The following is a 15,757-nucleotide window of genomic DNA, read 5'->3' as shown; positions in this document are numbered from 1 at the left end:
ATCCGCATAGTGAAGTTATAAGTCCGTCTGCCCTTGCGTCAATGGTGATCGGAAACGGCCCGGGGCCGCGCGGTGAAGAACACCACGCGGCCCCGGGCCGTCGAACAGGTACTGCTCTTCGCGGATCAGCCCTTGCGGGACTTGACCTCGTCGGTCAGCTGCGGGACGACGGCGAACAGGTCGCCGACGACGCCGTAGTCGACGAGGTCGAAGATCGGAGCCTCGGCGTCCTTGTTGATCGCGACGATCGTCTTCGAGGTCTGCATGCCGGCCCGGTGCTGGATCGCGCCGGAGATGCCCGAGGCGATGTACAGCTGCGGGGAGACCGACTTGCCGGTCTGGCCGACCTGGTTGGAGTGCGGGTACCAGCCGGCGTCGACCGCGGCGCGGGAGGCGCCGACGGCGGCACCGAGCGAGTCGGCGAGCGCCTCGATGATCGCGAAGTTCTCCGCACCGTTGACGCCACGGCCGCCGGAGACGACGATCGCGGCCTCGGTCAGCTCGGGGCGGCCGGTCGACTCGCGCGGCGTGCGGGAGAGGACCTTGGTGCCGGTGGCCTTCTCCGAGAAGGAGACCGTGAGGGCCTCGACGGCGCCGGCGGCGGCAGCGGCCTCGACCGGGGCCGAGTTCGGCTTGACCGTGATGACCGGAGTGCCCTTGGAGACGCGCGACTTGGTGGTGTACGAGGCGGCGAACGCGGCCTGCGTCGCGACCGGGCCCTCGTCGCCGGCCTCGATGTCGACGGCGTCGGTGATGATGCCGGAGCCGATACGGACCGCGAGGCGGGCCGCGATCTCCTTGTTCTCCGCGGAGGAGGGCAGCAGCACGGCGGCCGGGGACACCGCGTCGTAGGCGGCCTGGAGCGCGTCCACCTTCGGTACGACGAGGTAGTCGGCGAACTCCGGCGCGTCGGCCGTGAGGACCTTGACCGCGCCGTGCTCGGCGAGCACGGCAGCGGTGTCCGCGGCACCGTTGCCGAGGGCGACGGCTACGGGCTCGCCGATGCGGCGGGCGAGCGTCAGCAGCTCCAGGGTGGGCTTGCGGACGGCACCGTCCACGTGGTCGACATAGACGAGAACTTCAGCCATGGGACTTCAATCTCCTGCGTGCGAAGTAGGCGGGGCGGTGGAGGAAACGGCCGGGGCTCAGATGAACTTCTGGCCCGCAAGGAACTCGGCCAGCTGCTTGCCGCCCTCGCCCTCGTCCTTGACGATCGTGCCCGCGGTGCGGGCCGGACGCTCGGCAGCGGAGTCGACCGCGGTCCAGGAGCCCTCCAGGCCGACCTCGTCCGCCTCGATCTCCAGGTCCTCGAGGTCCAGGGACTGAACCGGCTTCTTCTTCGCCGCCATGATGCCCTTGAAGGACGGGTAGCGGGCCTCACCCGACTGGTCGGTCACCGAGACCACGGCCGGGAGGGAAGCCTCCAGCTGCTCGGACGCGGTGTCGCCGTCGCGGCGGCCCTTGACCGTGCCGTCCTGGACCGAGACCTCGGAGAGCAGCGTGACCTGCGGGACGCCGAGGCGCTCCGCGAGCAGCGCCGGGAGCACGCCCATGGTGCCGTCCGTCGACGCCATGCCGCAGATGACCAGGTCGTAGCCGGTCTTCTCGATGGCCTTGGCGAGCACCAGCGAGGTGCCGATGACGTCGGTGCCGTGCAGGTCGTCGTCCTCGACGTGGACGGCCTTGTCGGCGCCCATCGACAGCGCCTTGCGCAGCGCGTCCTTGGCGTCCTCGGGGCCCACCGTCAGCACGGTGATCTCCGCGTCGTCCGCCTCGTCGGCGATCTGCAGTGCCTGCTCGACCGCGTACTCGTCCAGCTCCGACAGCAGACCGTCGACGTCGTCACGGTCCAGGGTCAGGTCATCGGCGAAGTGCCGGTCGCCGGTGGCGTCGGGCACGTACTTCACACAGACAACGATCCTCAAGCTCACGCCGGCTCTCCTACTGCATCGTCTTTTCTGGGCTGCCTTGTTGCACGCAGCATAGGCGCCTTATGGGGCGGTTTCCGGTCGGGGCGACCGATGCTCCGATGGAAATATTACTCGCCAGTACACCCAGTAGTTTGCCCATAAGCAAGCGCTTGGAACTGTGACGTTGCCAACGCGGTCCGCTCATGTGCCGCATGCGGGTTCTCAGTCTCGCAGAGCGGTGAAACGGCCCTGGTGGTAGACCAGCGGACGGCCGCCCCCGGACGGATCTCCGACTTCCGCCCGGGCTATCACGATGCGATGATCCCCGGCCGGGATCCGGGCCACCACTCGGCATACGAGCCAGGCGACCACACCGTCGAGCAGGGGCACCCCTTCCGGCCCGCTGCGCCAGCCGGTGGACGGCCCGAACCGGTCGGCGCCGCTGCGCGCGAACGTGGCGGCCAGCTCCCGCTGGTCCTCGCAGAGTATGTGCACGCCGATGTGCTCGGCCTCGGCCACCACGGGCCAGCTGGAGGACCCGGTACCCACACCGAAGGAGATGAGCGGCGGCTCGGCGGCAACGGAGTTGAGCGAGGTGGCGGTGAAGCCGACCGGGCCTTCGCCGGCCGCGGTGATCACGGCGACACCGGCGGCATGCTGCCGGAAGACCGAGCGGAGAAGTTCGGGCGAGGCCGTGCGGGGAGTGCCGAGAGCGGGCGAGGCCGTCATGGGGATGTCCTTCTGCGAGGGGATGTACGGGGCCGTGGGTTCTCAGGCACCCGGACAGCGCGCACTGGCATGACGTACGAGGTCCACGTGGACTCGGCCGTAGAGAAGGAGTGCTGGCGGCATAACGTCAGACTGACGATGCGTGGCGTGTGCAGTCAAGTGCGTCCCGCCATGTGGGAGATGCATCACGGCCCGTCACATCGCCCGCCCCAGCGCCGCAACGACGTCGGCGGTCCTCGGCTGCCCCGCCGCCCGGCGGACGATCCTGCCCGCCGCGTCGAGCACCAGCACGGTGGGCGTCCGACCGATGCCGAGCCTGCGTACGAGCGTGAGATGCGCCTCGGCGTCGATCTCGATGTGCGCCACGCCGTCGACCATCCCCGCCACCTCGGCAAGCGTGCGCCGCGTGGCCCGGCAGGGCTGACAGAACGCGCTGGAGAACTGCACGAGGGTCGCCCGATCCCCCAGTTCCGCGCCGAGTTGGGCGGCGTCCAAGGTCTCGGCAGCCGTCTGCCCGTCCATCCGTGGCCTCCTTCTCAGAGCTCTGCGCAAAGGGTCAGCGCCGGATGGCCCCATTACATTCCCGGAGGTTTCACGTGACGAGAATCTCGCGCGCCGGGCACTTTGGGGCTGGCCACGGCGTCGCACATGGGGCACGATCGCCACAATGCCGATTACCTACGGCTGCGTAACTTCCGCCGGGAGAACCCACCCCAGGCACTGAAGAAGGGTCTTCATCCAGATGGCAGAACTCGTCTATCGGCCGGTCGTCGGCGCCGCTCGCACGCTGTTCAAGGCGCTCGACCTGAAGATCGACACACAGGGTTCGGAGCACATCCCGAAGACCGGTGGCGCGGTACTGGTCAGCAACCACATCAGCTATCTGGACTTCATCTTCACCGGACTCGGTGCACTGCCGCAGAAGCGGCTCGTCCGCTTCATGGCGAAGGAATCGGTCTTCCGGCACAAGATCTCCGGACCGCTGATGCGCGGCATGAAGCACATTCCCGTCGACCGCAAGCAGGGTGAGGACGCCTACGCACACGCGCTCGCCTCGCTGCGGTCCGGGGAGATCGTCGGCGTGTTCCCCGAGGCGACGATCTCCCAGTCCTTCACCCTGAAGAGCTTCAAGTCGGGTGCCGCGCGGCTGGCCCAGGAGGCCGGCGTACCGCTGATCCCGATGGCGCTGTGGGGTACGCAGCGGCTGTGGACCAAGGGCCGCCCGCGCAACTTCCGGCGCAGCCACATCCCTGTCACCATCCGGGTGGGCGAGCCCGTGGAGGCACCCGCCGACCAGTATGCGGGCGCGATCACCCGCCGGCTGCGGGAGCACGTGCAGGAGCTCCTGGAGGCGGCGCAGCGCGCCTATCCGGTGCGCCCCAAGGACGCGAGCGACACCTGGTGGGTTCCGGCGCACCTCGGCGGTACGGCTCCGACGCCCGCCGAGGTCCGCGAGCTCGGCTGACCGGCCGGACGCCGGCGGGAACATCACGCCGGTTCGCGGACGGTGATCCGTGCCCCGGGACTCGGCTTCTCGAGGGACTCGGCGAGTTCGGTGGCTGCGGCTCCGAGCTCGCCGGGCGTCACGGGGGCGAGGCCCTCCAGCAGGAAGAGGGCGTTCACCGATTCCTCGGCAGGACGCGTACGTACGCCCTGCCGCCAGTTCCAGCGGCGGCAGGTGACGGCCTCGTCGTCGCACCGGACCACCTCGCCGGGCTCGGGGTGTTCCACGGCGTCCTCGCCGCCTGCGACGGTGGGGAAGGGCTCCTGACCCGTGGCGCGCACGAGCCGCACGGCACCGCTGATGCGGTCCGCGTCCTCGCCGCCGACGGGCATCAGACGGGCGACGCCGATCGCGTTGTAGAGGTCGACCAGCAGATTGATCGGGGGCGGTCCGGCCTCGGTGAGCGCGCGTCCGGCGAGAGCCTCGGCAGAGTTGCGGGTACGGGAGGGCTCGGCACCGAAGGACGCGTAGGTCTCGCGCCAGGCAGCGATGTGCGGGTCCTCGTGCGGCGCCCGGCCGCCGAGCCGCTCGATGAGCCTGCGGGCCGCATCGTCGAGCAGCGCCGAACTGTCCTCGCTGCTGGGCCCGTTGACCAGCCCGTGCGCCTCCACGGCGAGGTGGGTGAAGCCCGGGCAAGGCTGCGCACTTCGTCGGTGACCGTGATCGATGGACTTGTCGCGTGCGCCCCGAGCACAGCGAAGCGGCCGACCGGATGCCCCCTGGCACTCCGGTCGGCCGCACACGTCTGCGACTACTTTGCCATCTCGTCCTTGAGCGCCAGCACGAACGCGTCGACGTCCTCTTCCCGGGTGTCGAAGGCACACATCCAGCGGACGTCTCCGGCCGTCTCGTCCCAGAAGTAGAACCGGAAACGCTTCTGCAGGCGTTCGCTCACCTCGTGCGGCAGCCGGGCGAAGACGGCGTTGGCCTGGACGGGGTAGAGGATCTCCACGCCGTCGACCGAGCGGACCCCCTCGGCGAGGCGCTGCGCCATGGCGTTGGCGTGCCGGGCGTTACGCAGCCAGAGGTCGCGCGCCAGCAGCGCCTCGAGCTGGACGGAGACGAAGCGCATCTTGGACGCCAGCTGCATCGACAGCTTGCGCAGGTGCTTCATCGCACGGACGGAGTCCGGATCGAGGACGATGACCGCCTCGCCGAAGAGCGCGCCGTTCTTCGTGCCCCCGAAGGAGAGGACGTCGACGCCGACCGTGTTGGTGAACGTACGCATCGGCACATCCAGCGACGCGGCGGCGTTGGCTATCCGGGCTCCGTCGAGGTGCACCTTCATGCCCCGCTCGTGGGCGTGATCGCAGATGGCCCGGATCTCGTCCGGGGTGTAGACGGTACCGAGCTCGGTGTTCTGGGTGATCGACACGACCTGCGGCATCGCCCTGTGCTCGTCGTCCCAGCCGTAGGCCTGGCGGTCGACGAGCTCCGGTGTCAGCTTGCCGTCCGGGGTCGGGACGGTGAGCAGCTTCAGTCCGCCCATCCGCTCCGGCGCTCCGCCCTCGTCCACATTGATGTGGGCGGACTCGGCGCAGATCACCGCACCCCAGCGATCGGTCATCGCCTGCAGCGCGACGACGTTGGCGCCGGTGCCGTTGAACACCGGGAAGGCTTCGGCGGTCGCGCCGAAGTGGCTGTGTACCACCCGCTGGAGATGCCCGGTGTAGTCGTCCTCGCCGTAGGCGACCTGATGGCCGCCGTTGGCGAGGGCGAGGGCGGCGAGAATTTCCGGGTGCGCGCCCGCGTAGTTGTCACTGGCGAAACCGCGTACCTGCGGATCGTGGTGACGTCGCGCATCGGTCCTTACGGTTGCGGGGTCAGCCACAGACGCTTTCCATTCACTTCTCCGGCGGGCATGTCCCAGACGCCGGCGATGGCCTCGGCCAGCTCCTTGACATCGGTGAAGCCCGCAAACTTCGCATTCGGGCGCTCGGCGCGCATCGCGTCGTGCACCAGTGCCTTGATGACCAGGATCGCAGCAGCCGAGGTCGGACCCGCGTCGCCCCCCGCCTTGCGGAAGGCGTCGCCCAGGGCGAGCGTCCATGCCTCGGCCGCCGCCTTGGCTGCCGCGTAGGCCGCGTTCCCCTCCGTGGGCTTGCTGGCTCCCGCCGCACTGACCAGCACATAGCGACCACGGTCGCTGCGCTGCAGGGCGTCCTGGAACGCGAGAGAGGTCGACTGGACCGTACGGATCAGCAGTTTCTCAAGAAGGTCCCAGTCGGCGAGCGACGTTTCGGCAAAGGTGGCACCGCCGCGCCAGCCCCCGACGAGATGGACGAGGCCGTCGACACGGCCGAACTCCTTCTCCGTCTTGACCACCCACTCCCGCGCGGCACCCACGTCGAGCAGATCGACGGTGTCTCCCGTAACGGTCGCCCCCCCGTGCGCGTACCGTGCGGCGTCGACCGCCTCGGCGAGCCGCTCCGGATGGGAGTCGGACGCCACCACGATCGCGCCCGCCTCGGCGAGCCTGAGCAGTGTGGCCCGGCCGGCCGGTCCCGCCGCTCCGGCCACCGCGATCACCGCGCCTTCGAGCGCACCGCTTCCCTCGTTCTTACCTGTTCCGTTCATGGCCACCGACTCCTCAGAACGCGCGCTCACGCAGCTACCCGCTCGGCATCCGCCGCGGTGATCCCCTTGGTGGAGGCGATCACATGCTTCAGCTTCTTGGAAAGCGCCTCATAGAACATGCTCAGGGGAAACTCGTCCGGAAGCACGTCGTCGACGAGCCTACGCGGCGGCTGGGTCAGGTCCAGGGCGTCCGGGCCCTTGGCCCAGCGGGAGCCGGGGTGCGGGGCGAGATAGCCCGCGACAAGCTCGTACGCGGCGAACCAGTGCACCAGTTTGGGGCGGTCGATGCCGTCACGGTAGAGCTTCTCGATCTCACCGCAGAGCTGGTTGGTGACCTGCGGGGCGCGGGCCCAGTCGATCTTCAGAGTGTTGTCGGTCCAGCGGACCACGTCGTGCTTGTGGAGATACGCGAAGAGGAGCTGGCCGCCCAGGCCGTCGTAGTTGCGGACGCGCTCGCCCGTGACGGGGAAGCGGAACATCCGGTCGAACAGCACCGCGAACTGCACGTCACGGCCCTGGCCGAAGCCGTCGGCCTCCAGCTGCACGGCCTCCCTGAAGGCGGTGAGGTCACAGCGCAGCTCCTCGAGCCCGTACATCCAGAAGGGCTGGCGCTGCTTGATCATGAAGGGGTCGAACGGCAGGTCGCCGTGGCTGTGGGTGCGGTCGTGGACCATGTCCCAGAGCACGAACGCCTGCTCGCAGCGCTTCTGGTCGCCGAGCATCTCGCGGATGTCGTCGGGCAGCTCGACGCCCAGGAGCTCGACGGAGGCCTCGGTGACGCGGCGGAAGCGGGCCGCCTCGCGGTCGCAGAAGATGCCTCCCCAGCTGAACCGCTCGGGCGCCTCGCGCACGGCGATGGTCTCGGGGAAGAGCACGGCGGAATTGGTGTCGTACCCCGAGGTGAAGTCCTCGAAGGTGATGCCGCAGAACAGCGGGTTGTCGTAGCGGGTGGCCTCGAGGTCGGCGAGCCACTCGGGCCAGACCATCCGCAGCACGACCGCTTCGAGATTGCGGTCCGGGTTGCCGTTCTGCGTGTACATCGCGAAGACGACCAGGTGCTGGAGTCCGTCGGCCCGGTTCTTGGCGGGCTGGAAGGCGAGCAGCGAGTCGAGGAAGTCCGGAACACCGAACCCGTCGGCGGACCAGCGGTGCAGGTCCTGGACGAGGGCGCGGTGGTACGCGGCGTCGTGCGGGAGCAGGGGGGAGAGCTCCTCGATGGCGGTGACCACGCGCTCGAGCGTGGCGTCGGCCGTCTGCGTGGAGGGCGCGTCCGCGGCCGCGAAGTCGATGGAGCCGTCCTTCGACTGCCAGGGACGGATCTCTTCCACGGCACTCTTGAGTGTGGGCCAGGCCGGGTGCTCAACCACGCGCTGGGCAGCAGCTATTACGCCGGCAGCGGCGTCATGCTCAAGAATTTCCGTCATAGCACTTCCTTCAGAGGAGAACCTCGCGTCAAGCAACCGTAACCGTGCGCGGTTCCTTCAAACAAGTCGGATCCAGAAAATTATCCTGTGATTGTTCAACATCACCGCTATTTTTCCTGCCACGCACGCGCAGGACAACTTCTTCAGACGGACAGGCAGGACATTCACCCCCCCCTGCGCGCGAGACCTGGTTCCCTGGGGTAGGACCAGCAGGCGGGGGCCGACGACGGAAGCAGGATTGCCTTGACTTTTCTCACCATCGGTCATCGTGGAGTCATGGGTGTCGAACCGGAGAACACGCTGCGCTCGTTCGTGCACGCGGAGCAGGCCGGCATGGACGCCATCGAACTGGATCTTCATCTGAGCAAGGACGGCGCACTCGCCGTCATGCACGACGCCGCCGTGGACCGTACGACGGACGGCAGGGGGCTGATCGCCGAGAAGACGCTGGCAGAGCTCCGCGAGCTCGATGCCGGGCAGGGCGAGCGGGTACCCGTCTTCGAGGAGGTCCTCGATGCGGTCGGCTCACCCCTGCAGGCGGAGATCAAGGACGTGGCCGCTGCGCGGGCGCTCGCCGAGGTGATACTGCGGCGCGATCTCGCCGGCCGCGTCGAGGTGTCGTCGTTCCACGACGAGGCGGTCGCCGAGATCGCGCAGCTGGTACCAGGGGTGCGGACGGTGCTCATCGCGAGCCGCTGGGGCGGCGACGTGGTCGAACGCGCCCGGGCGGTGGGCGCGTCCACACTGGCCCTGAACATCCGCCGCGCCACGCTGGAGGTGGTCGAGCAGGCACACGGGGAGGGTCTGAAGGTCATCGGCTGGGTGGTGAACACCCAGGACCATCTGCGTCTGGTGCGCGGGCTGGGCCTGGACGGAGCGACGACCGACTATCCGGAGATCCGTCGTGCGGGCCGCTTCACCGCCTGAGCCCTCTGCGGGGCCGGGCGAGACCTTGCGGTCACCCCCTAGAGCTCCTTGACCAGCAGCTCGAACGCGAGATCGTCACGCTGCGGGATACCGAAGCGCTCGTCGCCGTACGGGAAGGGGGTCAGCTCTCCCGTACGGCGGTAGCCCCGGCGCTCGTACCAGGCGATCAGCTCCTCGCGGACCGAGATCACCGTCATGTGCATCTCGGTCACACCCCAGCTCTCGCGGACCATGCGCTCCGCCTCGGCGATGATGACCTTGCCGAGGCCGGCGCCCTGGAGCCCGGGCCTGACCGCGAACATGCCGAAGTAAGCAGCCCTGCCCCGGTGCTCGAGCTGGCAGCAGGCGACGGGCTCGCCGTCCCGCTCGGCCACCAGGAGCCGCCCCGAGGGTGCCGTGACCACCTCGCGCACTCCGTCCGCATCGGTCCGCTGCCCTTGGAGGATGTCCGCCTCCGTGGTCCATCCGGTCCGGCTCGCATCGCCGCGGTAGGCGGACTGGATGAGCTGCACGAGGACCGGCACGTCGTCCTCGGTCGCGTCGCGGAAGGTCAGCTGTGTCCGGTCGGGGGACGGTGCGATGTCCATGGTGGCGTTCTCCGTTTGTCTGCTGTCGACGATGCGGTCCGAGACTAACCCGGCCGTGGCCCGCCCCCTGTGGGACCCGGCGCGCTCCCCCAGTACCCCAATGCGCCCCGGTAGGACGACCCGGCGCTGGGCATCGACTAGGCGACATCGGCGTTCACCGTAGGGGGAGATGCACCGTGCACGGACCGGCGCTGTCCGGCTGGCTGTTGATGGTGCTGTGCGGGGCCACGGCCGCGTACTGCCTGCTGCGTACGCGCAGCGGAACGGAGGAGGAGCGCAGGACGGCACGCGCGGAGGCGGTGATGGGTTTCGGGATGGCAGCGATGGCTGTGCCCGCGGCCGTGTTCACACTGCCCGGCTGGACCTGGGCGGTGTACGCGGCGCTGTTCGGCGGTGCGGCTCTGCGCGCCCTCCTGGCCGCCCGGCATCGCGCCCACCATCTGCACCATCTGGTCGGTTCGCTGGCGATGGTCTACATGGCGGTGACGATGGCACCCGGCGAGGGCGCGCGCGGCGGGCACATGGATCACGGGGCCGCCGGATCCGCGGCCTCCGCCGGAGGCATACCCCTGCTGACCGGGGTGCTGCTGGCGTATTACGCGCTGTACGTGCTGCGCTCGGCCGGACGGCTGGTCCCGGTGACCGCCGCAGTTGCCGGTCCGGGCGGGTCGGGTGGCGGGGCGGGCCTCGGCCGGGGAGCACACCCCGAGCTGGCATCGGCCTGCAGGCTGACCATGGGGATAGGGATGTTCGCGATGCTGCTCACCCTGTGAGACAGCGGGCCCGCTGCGCCGTGTCATGCGTCACTTGGCGTGCGCGGCCATACCCGCGAGTGCGGTGGCCCTCATAGGGTGACGCCCATGCTGGTCTCCCTCGTGCTGCTGGTCCTCGGTGCACTGACCGCCGTGGTGACCCCGCGCCTGATGGCCCGGGCTCAGTGGCCGGAGCGCGAGCCGGTCGTGGCGCTGTGGGTCTGGCAGTGCGTGGTGGCCGGGGTCCTGCTGTCCTTCGGGCTCTCCATGACGTTCAGCGCCGCCGCCGCCTGGCAGGCGGTACGCGGGCAGGTCTTCGCTCCTGCCCCCCGCGCGGTGGTGGAGGCCTACGCACTGGCCGCGTACGGGCCGTGGTCGGCCGTCATCGCGGTGCTCCTGGCGCTCGGCGGTCTCTGGACCGCGGCCATGCTCGTACGGGAGATCCACCGGGCACAGCAGCGGCGCAGGCGACGCCGGACCGAATTGCTGGTCCGTTCCCCGCTGATGCCCGGCGAGGAGCCCGGCAGCGGCCCTCTGGTGGTACTGGAGGGCGAGCGTCCGGATGCCTGGTGGCTGCCCGGTGCGGCGCCTCAACTGGTCATCACCACGGCTGCTCTCGGCCGGCTGAAAGGCCGTCAGCTCGATGCCGTACTGGCCCATGAGCAGGGACACGCGCAGGCCCGCCACGACTGGCTCCTGCACTGCTCGGCCGCGCTCGCGACCGGATTTCCGCAGGTGCCGGTGTTCGCCGCGTTCCGCGACGAGATGCACCGCCTCGTCGAACTGGCCGCCGACGATGTGGCGTCGCGACGCTTCGGGCGCCTCACGATCGCCCTCGCCCTGGTCGAACTCAACGAGGACCGCGGGGTGTTCGGCCCGTGCCCGACCCCGGACGCACAAGTGCCGCTCCGGGTGAACCGGTTGCTCGCCCCGGTGGAACGGCTCACCGCGGGCCGCCGGCTGCGCCTGACGGCAGCCGCGGCCCTGGTACCGGTCGTACCGCTGCTGGTGGCCTTCGTTCCGGGACTCAGCGCCCTGGGATAACGGGTTCCGCACATCGTCCGCGAGGATCATCCCCATGCACTCCCCTTCCCGGCCCCCGCGCACGGCAGTCACTCTCCTGGCAGCAGGAATCATCTGCGCGGCCCTGGCCGCTGTGCTGCTGACCCTGGTCGCAGTGCGCTGGTCACCACTGATGTCGCTGGACGGAACGGTTGCCGAGGCCCTGCACCGCAGAGCGGTCACCGAGCCCGGGCTGGTCCAGGTCAACCGGGTGCTGACGGACTGGGTGTGGGACCCCTGGACGATGCGCGCCCTGATCGCCGTCGCCGTGATCGCCCTGTGGTGGCACGGGGCGCGGTTGCTCGCCGTGTGGGTGGCCGCGACCAGCGCGCTCGCCACCGCGGTTCAGCAGGGACTCAAGGCCGCCGTGGGCCGGGAGCGTCCCAAGTGGCCCGACCCGGTGGATTCGGCGAACTACGCGGCATTCCCGTCCGGCCACGCGATGACCGCCATCGTGAGTTGCGGACTGCTGTTGTGGCTGCTGCGCCTCTACGGCGCGGGGCCGTGGGTGTGGCGTACCGCACTGACGCTGGCGTGTGTCTCGGTGGTGGGCGTGGCCGTCACGCGCCTCTATCTGGGGGTGCACTGGATGACCGATGTCCTGGGCGGTCTGCTGCTGGGCGCCGCCGCGGTGGCGTTCTCGGCAGCCGGCTGCACGGCGCGCCGGCTGCCCGTCGGCCGGGGTGCGACCTTGTCGCGCCGCCCGTGAGACAGCGATGATCAGGACCATGTCAGTCACAGGTGTGCTCTTCGACTTCTCCGGGACGCTCTTTCGTATCGAGTCGGTCGACTCCTGGCTGCGCGCCGTCCTCGACGCACGGGGCGCGGCTGTGGGCCGGGCCGATTTCGGACGGTACGTACAGCGGCTGACAGCTGTCGGCGCCCTGCCCGGCGGTCCGGCCCCTCGACGGATCCCGCCGCACCTCGCGGCGGCCTGGGCCGTACGCGACAGGAGCGCGGAGCTGCACAGGCAGGCGTACATCGGCCTGGCCCGGCGGGCGGAACTCCCGGATCCCAGCCTGTACGACGCGTTGTACGCGCGCCAGATGACACCGGCGGCATGGCACCCGTACCCCGATGCCGTGGAGGTGCTCCGCGAGCTGCGGGCCAACGGCGTCGCGGTCGGTGTGGTCAGCAACATCGGCTGGGATCTGCGGCCCGTGTTCCGGGCGCACGGCCTGGACGACCTGATCGACGCATACGTCCTGTCCTTCGAGCACGGCATCCAGAAACCGGACCCGCGTCTGTTCCGGACCGCCTGCACGCTGCTGGGGCGCGATCCGTCGGACGTGGTCATGGTCGGCGACGACCGGCGCGCGGACGGGGGCGCGGCGGCAGTGGGCTGCGAGGTGCGTTTCGTCGACCACCTGCCCGTGACCGAGCGACCGGACGGGCTCCGTGCGCTCGGGCTGGTGACGCTCACGGAGGGGCGGCCCGATCCGCACGGATCGTGAAGGATTCCTGGAGATGGTGTGAGGGATATCCTGTTCGCCGATGGGGCTGATTGTCGGACCGGGCCTTAGCCTGGACGCATGTCCCCGTATCCGAACACGTCCGGTTCCGTGCGTTCCGCCTCCGTGGTCAACGAAGAGATTCGCGACCTGTGGCAGCGCTCGGGCGGATTGCTGACCCCGGACGACGAGACGGAGTACCAGAGCCTGCTGGTGGAGTGGGCTGCCGCGGCGGGTACGAGCGTGCGGTCGGCAGCCTGAGAGTGTCCGGCGCGACACGGCCGCGCGGGCCGATACCCCCGCAGACCGGCTGATGCCACCCGGCTCCCGCTGATGCCGGTGGGTCCTCTGATTCCGGCGATCCCCCGCGTCGCCGGATCCAGGGGTACAGCATGTCCCCGCGTGGCCCATGGGTCAATGAATTAAGCGTGCCCCGCCGGGCGGAAGCCACCCGGCGGGGCACGGCGTTTCCTACGGGAGATACGGCCGGATCAGCGGTCGAAGTAGTCCGGCTGCGTCTGCACGTTGAGCTCCTGCATGCGCACCTTCTTCGCCGGGTCCGTCCGCCGGTCGTCGAGCCTCAGCACGTCGAAGCCCTTGGCGATGTCATTGGAGTAGATGTAGCCGTTGTAGTAGTAGGCCGACCAGGGACCGGCCGTGGTGACCGCCTCGGTCGAGACGGGACCGCGCTCGAAGAACGCGATCTCCTTCGGCTTCGAGGAGTTGGTGAAGTCCCACACGGAGACGCCACCTTGGTACCAGGCCTGGACCATCAGGTCGCGGCCCTTGACCGGGATGATCGAACCGTTGTGGGCGACGCAGACCTCGGTGTCGGCCTGCGGGCGGTCGATCTTGAAGTAGCTGCGGAAGACCAGCTTGCGGTGATCGCCCCTGCCGATGATGTCGTAGATGCCGTCGGCTCCACGCTTCGGACCGACCTCGTCGTTGCAGGTGGCCGCACCGCCACCGCCGAGCTCATCGGTGAAGACGACCTTGTCGGCACCCTGGTTGAAGGTCGCGGAGTGCCAGAACGCGAAGTTCACGTTGTCCTGGACCCGGTCGATGATCTTCGGGTTCTCGGGGTCCTCGATGGAAAACAGCAGACCGTCGCCCATGCATGCCCCGGCCGCCAGGTCCTTCGACGGAAGCACGGTGATGTCGTGGCAGCCGGTGGTCTTGGAGACGCCCGGGTTGGCCGGAGCGCCCGGGTTGCCGCCGTCCGGGAAGAGCACCGGGAAGTTGACGATCCGGGCCTCCTCGGGAGCGCTGCGCGGCACCTTGATGACGGAGATCCCGTCATGCGGCGGCTGGCAGTCCGGGAACGTCTCATTCGGCGAGTACGAGGAGACGTACACGTAGATGTTCTTGCGCTCGGGAATGATCGTGTGAGTGTGCGAACCACACGCGGTCTCGACGGCGGCGACGTACTTCGGGTTGCGCTTGTCGCTTATGTCGAAGACCTTCATACCCTCCCAGGAGGTCTTCTCCGTGGCGGGCTGGGTGGTGCTGGCGCACGAGTTGTCGCTGCGCGAGGAGTCGGTGGAGAGGAAGAGCAGGTCCCCGGAGACCGAGATGTCGTTCTGCGAACCGGGGCAGAGGACCTGCGCGACGGTCCTCGGCCTCTTCGGGTTGCTGATGTCGAAGATCCGGAAGCCGTCGTAGTTGCCGGAGAAGGCGTACTTCCCCTGGAACACCAGGTCCGAGTTCGTACCCTTGAGAGCATCCTTCGGGACATTGGCGAGGTGCGTGATGTTGTCGCTGTGGACGATCTCGTCCACGCCGGGTATCTCGCCACTCTTGATGGCGGCCGTGGCTTCGGCCTTCTGGCTCACGGAAACACCGCTGCTGGTGGCAGGGGTGTCACCGGGGTCGGGTGTCGCGGCCGCGGGTCCGGCCGTCAGCAGCGTGGCGATCAGTCCGGCCGCGGCTGCTGCCACACCCAGACGTCTGCGCCGCACTCTGGTGGTGTGCAACGAGGTCACTGCGTCCTCCCTTGTTTCCGTTCGTAGTTGAACGGTTCACGGACCCCGGCAGTATCGTCCCTCGCATGTACACACCAACAGATGGCAACAGAGACGTAATAAAAGTTTTTGATCATTGCCCTCTGGAAGGTGTTAGGACGGTCTGCAACACACCCATGTGGCAATGGAGGTCGCCGTGTTGATCCGCTGTCAGACCCCGCGCGTGCGCGCAGCCGCCCTCGCGGCGACGCTCGCGGCTGCCGTACTCGCCCTGGGGGCCTGCGATTCCGGAAGCGATGACGAGGGCACGAAAACCGCGTCGGGCAAGGGACCCGCGGTGGTGGCACCCGGAAAACCGGGCGAGCCGGCAAGGACTCTGTCCGCGGAGGAAGCCGTGAAGGCCGCCGGGAACGACACCCCCAACTCTGCGGACTTCCGCTACGCCCAGATGATGATCGAGCACCATGAGCAGGCCCTGGCCCTCACCGCGCTGGTCCCCGGACGAGGCGCCTCCACATCTGTTCAACGGCTCTCCGAACGCATATCGGCAGGTCAGAAGCCGGAGATCGGTGCGATGGAGGGCTGGCTGAAAATCAACGGCGGAGACAAGCGCAAGGAGTCCCACGACCACTCCGGTATGCCCGGCATGGCGACCGAGGACCAGTTGCGGCAGCTGCGCGCGGCACGGGGCAAGGCCTTCGACGCGCTGTTCCTCGATCTGATGATCACCCATCACCAGGGGGCGATCACCATGGCGACCGAGGCCCTCGCGGACGGGAACAACGTCACGGTCGAGGAGATGGCCACCGATGTCGTCGCCCAGCAGACAGTGGAGATCGACCGGATGCGCAACCTGATGACCTGACGGCCCCG

17 protein-coding genes and 1 pseudogene are annotated in these 15,757 nt (G+C 69.0%); 8 read left to right on the top strand and 10 right to left on the bottom strand.

The window, feature by feature from the left end; genetic code table 11:
* Window positions 1–125: 125 nt before the first annotated feature.
* From ACFWBQ_RS31505 to ACFWBQ_RS31490, 4 genes are all read right to left on the bottom strand, one after another.
* Window positions 126–1,088: an electron transfer flavoprotein subunit alpha/FixB family protein gene (locus ACFWBQ_RS31505; RefSeq protein ID WP_385504157.1), complete on the bottom strand. Its 963-nt coding sequence runs from the start codon at window positions 1,086–1,088 to the stop codon at window positions 126–128.
* A gap of 57 nt (window positions 1,089–1,145) precedes the next feature.
* Entirely contained in the window at window positions 1,146–1,931 is a 786-nt protein-coding gene (locus ACFWBQ_RS31500) for an electron transfer flavoprotein subunit beta/FixA family protein (protein ID WP_385504156.1), read from the bottom strand.
* 201 nt (window positions 1,932–2,132) lie between these two features.
* Window positions 2,133–2,639 (bottom strand): flavin reductase family protein, encoded by a 507-nt coding sequence (locus tag ACFWBQ_RS31495; RefSeq protein WP_385504152.1) that lies wholly within the window; start codon window positions 2,637–2,639, stop codon window positions 2,133–2,135.
* 195 nt (window positions 2,640–2,834) lie between these two features.
* Window positions 2,835–3,161: a TlpA family protein disulfide reductase gene (locus ACFWBQ_RS31490; RefSeq protein ID WP_385504150.1), complete on the bottom strand. Its 327-nt coding sequence runs from the start codon at window positions 3,159–3,161 to the stop codon at window positions 2,835–2,837.
* 220 nt (window positions 3,162–3,381) lie between these two features.
* Between ACFWBQ_RS31490 and ACFWBQ_RS31485 the strand changes: the two genes are divergently transcribed.
* A complete protein-coding gene (locus tag ACFWBQ_RS31485; RefSeq protein ID WP_385504147.1) occupies window positions 3,382–4,104 on the top strand; it encodes a lysophospholipid acyltransferase family protein in 723 nt (240 codons plus the stop codon).
* Window positions 4,105–4,127: 23 nt separating this feature from the next.
* Here ACFWBQ_RS31485 and ACFWBQ_RS31480 read toward each other — a convergent pair.
* The 4 genes and pseudogenes from ACFWBQ_RS31480 to ACFWBQ_RS31465 all read right to left on the bottom strand — a co-directional run bounded on the left by ACFWBQ_RS31480 (window position 4,128) and on the right by ACFWBQ_RS31465 (window position 8,144).
* Window positions 4,128–4,837 (bottom strand): annotated as a pseudogene (locus ACFWBQ_RS31480) (B3/4 domain-containing protein).
* Window positions 4,838–4,894: 57 nt separating this feature from the next.
* Window positions 4,895–5,974 carry a threonine aldolase family protein gene (locus ACFWBQ_RS31475; RefSeq protein ID WP_385504145.1) on the bottom strand — a complete coding sequence of 360 codons (1,080 nt, stop codon included), beginning with the start codon at window positions 5,972–5,974 and terminating at the stop codon, window positions 4,895–4,897.
* Window positions 5,953–6,720, bottom strand: a complete 768-nt coding sequence (locus tag ACFWBQ_RS31470) for an SDR family NAD(P)-dependent oxidoreductase (RefSeq protein WP_385504142.1) — start codon at window positions 6,718–6,720, stop codon at window positions 5,953–5,955. Before ACFWBQ_RS31470 ends, ACFWBQ_RS31475 begins: the two co-directional genes overlap by 22 nt.
* A gap of 26 nt (window positions 6,721–6,746) precedes the next feature.
* On the bottom strand, window positions 6,747–8,144 hold the full coding sequence (locus ACFWBQ_RS31465; protein ID WP_385504139.1) for a DUF6421 family protein: 1,398 nt from the start codon (window positions 8,142–8,144) through the stop codon (window positions 6,747–6,749).
* 276 nt (window positions 8,145–8,420) lie between these two features.
* Between ACFWBQ_RS31465 and ACFWBQ_RS31460 the strand changes: the two genes are divergently transcribed.
* The gene (locus tag ACFWBQ_RS31460) at window positions 8,421–9,071 is read left to right on the top strand and encodes a glycerophosphodiester phosphodiesterase (RefSeq protein WP_385504134.1); all 651 of its coding nucleotides are present in this window, start codon (window positions 8,421–8,423) and stop codon (window positions 9,069–9,071) included.
* Window positions 9,072–9,109: 38 nt separating this feature from the next.
* Here the strand turns inward: ACFWBQ_RS31460 and ACFWBQ_RS31455 are convergent, their stop codons facing one another.
* Window positions 9,110–9,658 (bottom strand): GNAT family N-acetyltransferase, encoded by a 549-nt coding sequence (locus ACFWBQ_RS31455; RefSeq protein WP_385504129.1) that lies wholly within the window; start codon window positions 9,656–9,658, stop codon window positions 9,110–9,112.
* Window positions 9,659–9,834: 176 nt separating this feature from the next.
* Between ACFWBQ_RS31455 and ACFWBQ_RS31450 the strand changes: the two genes are divergently transcribed.
* The 5 genes from ACFWBQ_RS31450 to ACFWBQ_RS31430 all read left to right on the top strand — a co-directional run bounded on the left by ACFWBQ_RS31450 (window position 9,835) and on the right by ACFWBQ_RS31430 (window position 13,184).
* Window positions 9,835–10,431, top strand: coding sequence for a DUF5134 domain-containing protein (locus ACFWBQ_RS31450; RefSeq protein WP_385504123.1), 597 nt, complete (start codon window positions 9,835–9,837; stop codon window positions 10,429–10,431).
* 87 nt (window positions 10,432–10,518) lie between these two features.
* Entirely contained in the window at window positions 10,519–11,454 is a 936-nt protein-coding gene (locus ACFWBQ_RS31445; protein ID WP_385504118.1) for a M56 family metallopeptidase, read from the top strand.
* A gap of 34 nt (window positions 11,455–11,488) precedes the next feature.
* Window positions 11,489–12,181, top strand: coding sequence for a phosphatase PAP2 family protein (locus ACFWBQ_RS31440; protein ID WP_385504112.1), 693 nt, complete (start codon window positions 11,489–11,491; stop codon window positions 12,179–12,181).
* Between the two features lie 19 nt (window positions 12,182–12,200).
* Window positions 12,201–12,926 carry an HAD family hydrolase gene (locus ACFWBQ_RS31435; RefSeq protein WP_385504107.1) on the top strand — a complete coding sequence of 242 codons (726 nt, stop codon included), beginning with the start codon at window positions 12,201–12,203 and terminating at the stop codon, window positions 12,924–12,926.
* Between the two features lie 78 nt (window positions 12,927–13,004).
* Entirely contained in the window at window positions 13,005–13,184 is a 180-nt protein-coding gene (locus ACFWBQ_RS31430) for a hypothetical protein (protein WP_385504104.1), read from the top strand.
* Window positions 13,185–13,414: 230 nt separating this feature from the next.
* On the opposite strand, the gene ACFWBQ_RS31425 is transcribed toward ACFWBQ_RS31430, so the two are convergent.
* A complete protein-coding gene (locus ACFWBQ_RS31425) occupies window positions 13,415–14,905 on the bottom strand; it encodes an LVIVD repeat-containing protein (RefSeq protein ID WP_385504101.1) in 1,491 nt (496 codons plus the stop codon).
* A 163-nt stretch (window positions 14,906–15,068) separates the two neighbouring features.
* On the opposite strand from ACFWBQ_RS31425, the gene ACFWBQ_RS31420 reads away from it, so the two are divergent.
* Window positions 15,069–15,749 (top strand): DUF305 domain-containing protein, encoded by a 681-nt coding sequence (locus ACFWBQ_RS31420; protein WP_385504099.1) that lies wholly within the window; start codon window positions 15,069–15,071, stop codon window positions 15,747–15,749.
* The last annotated feature ends 8 nt before the right edge of the window (window positions 15,750–15,757 follow it).

The sequence above is a fragment of the Streptomyces sp. NPDC060035 genome (genome assembly GCF_042736635.1).
Classification (GTDB): Bacteria; Actinomycetota; Actinomycetes; order Streptomycetales; family Streptomycetaceae; genus Streptomyces.
Note: the sequence above shows the minus strand (reverse complement) of the source record. Positions and strands in the feature narration are given on the sequence as shown.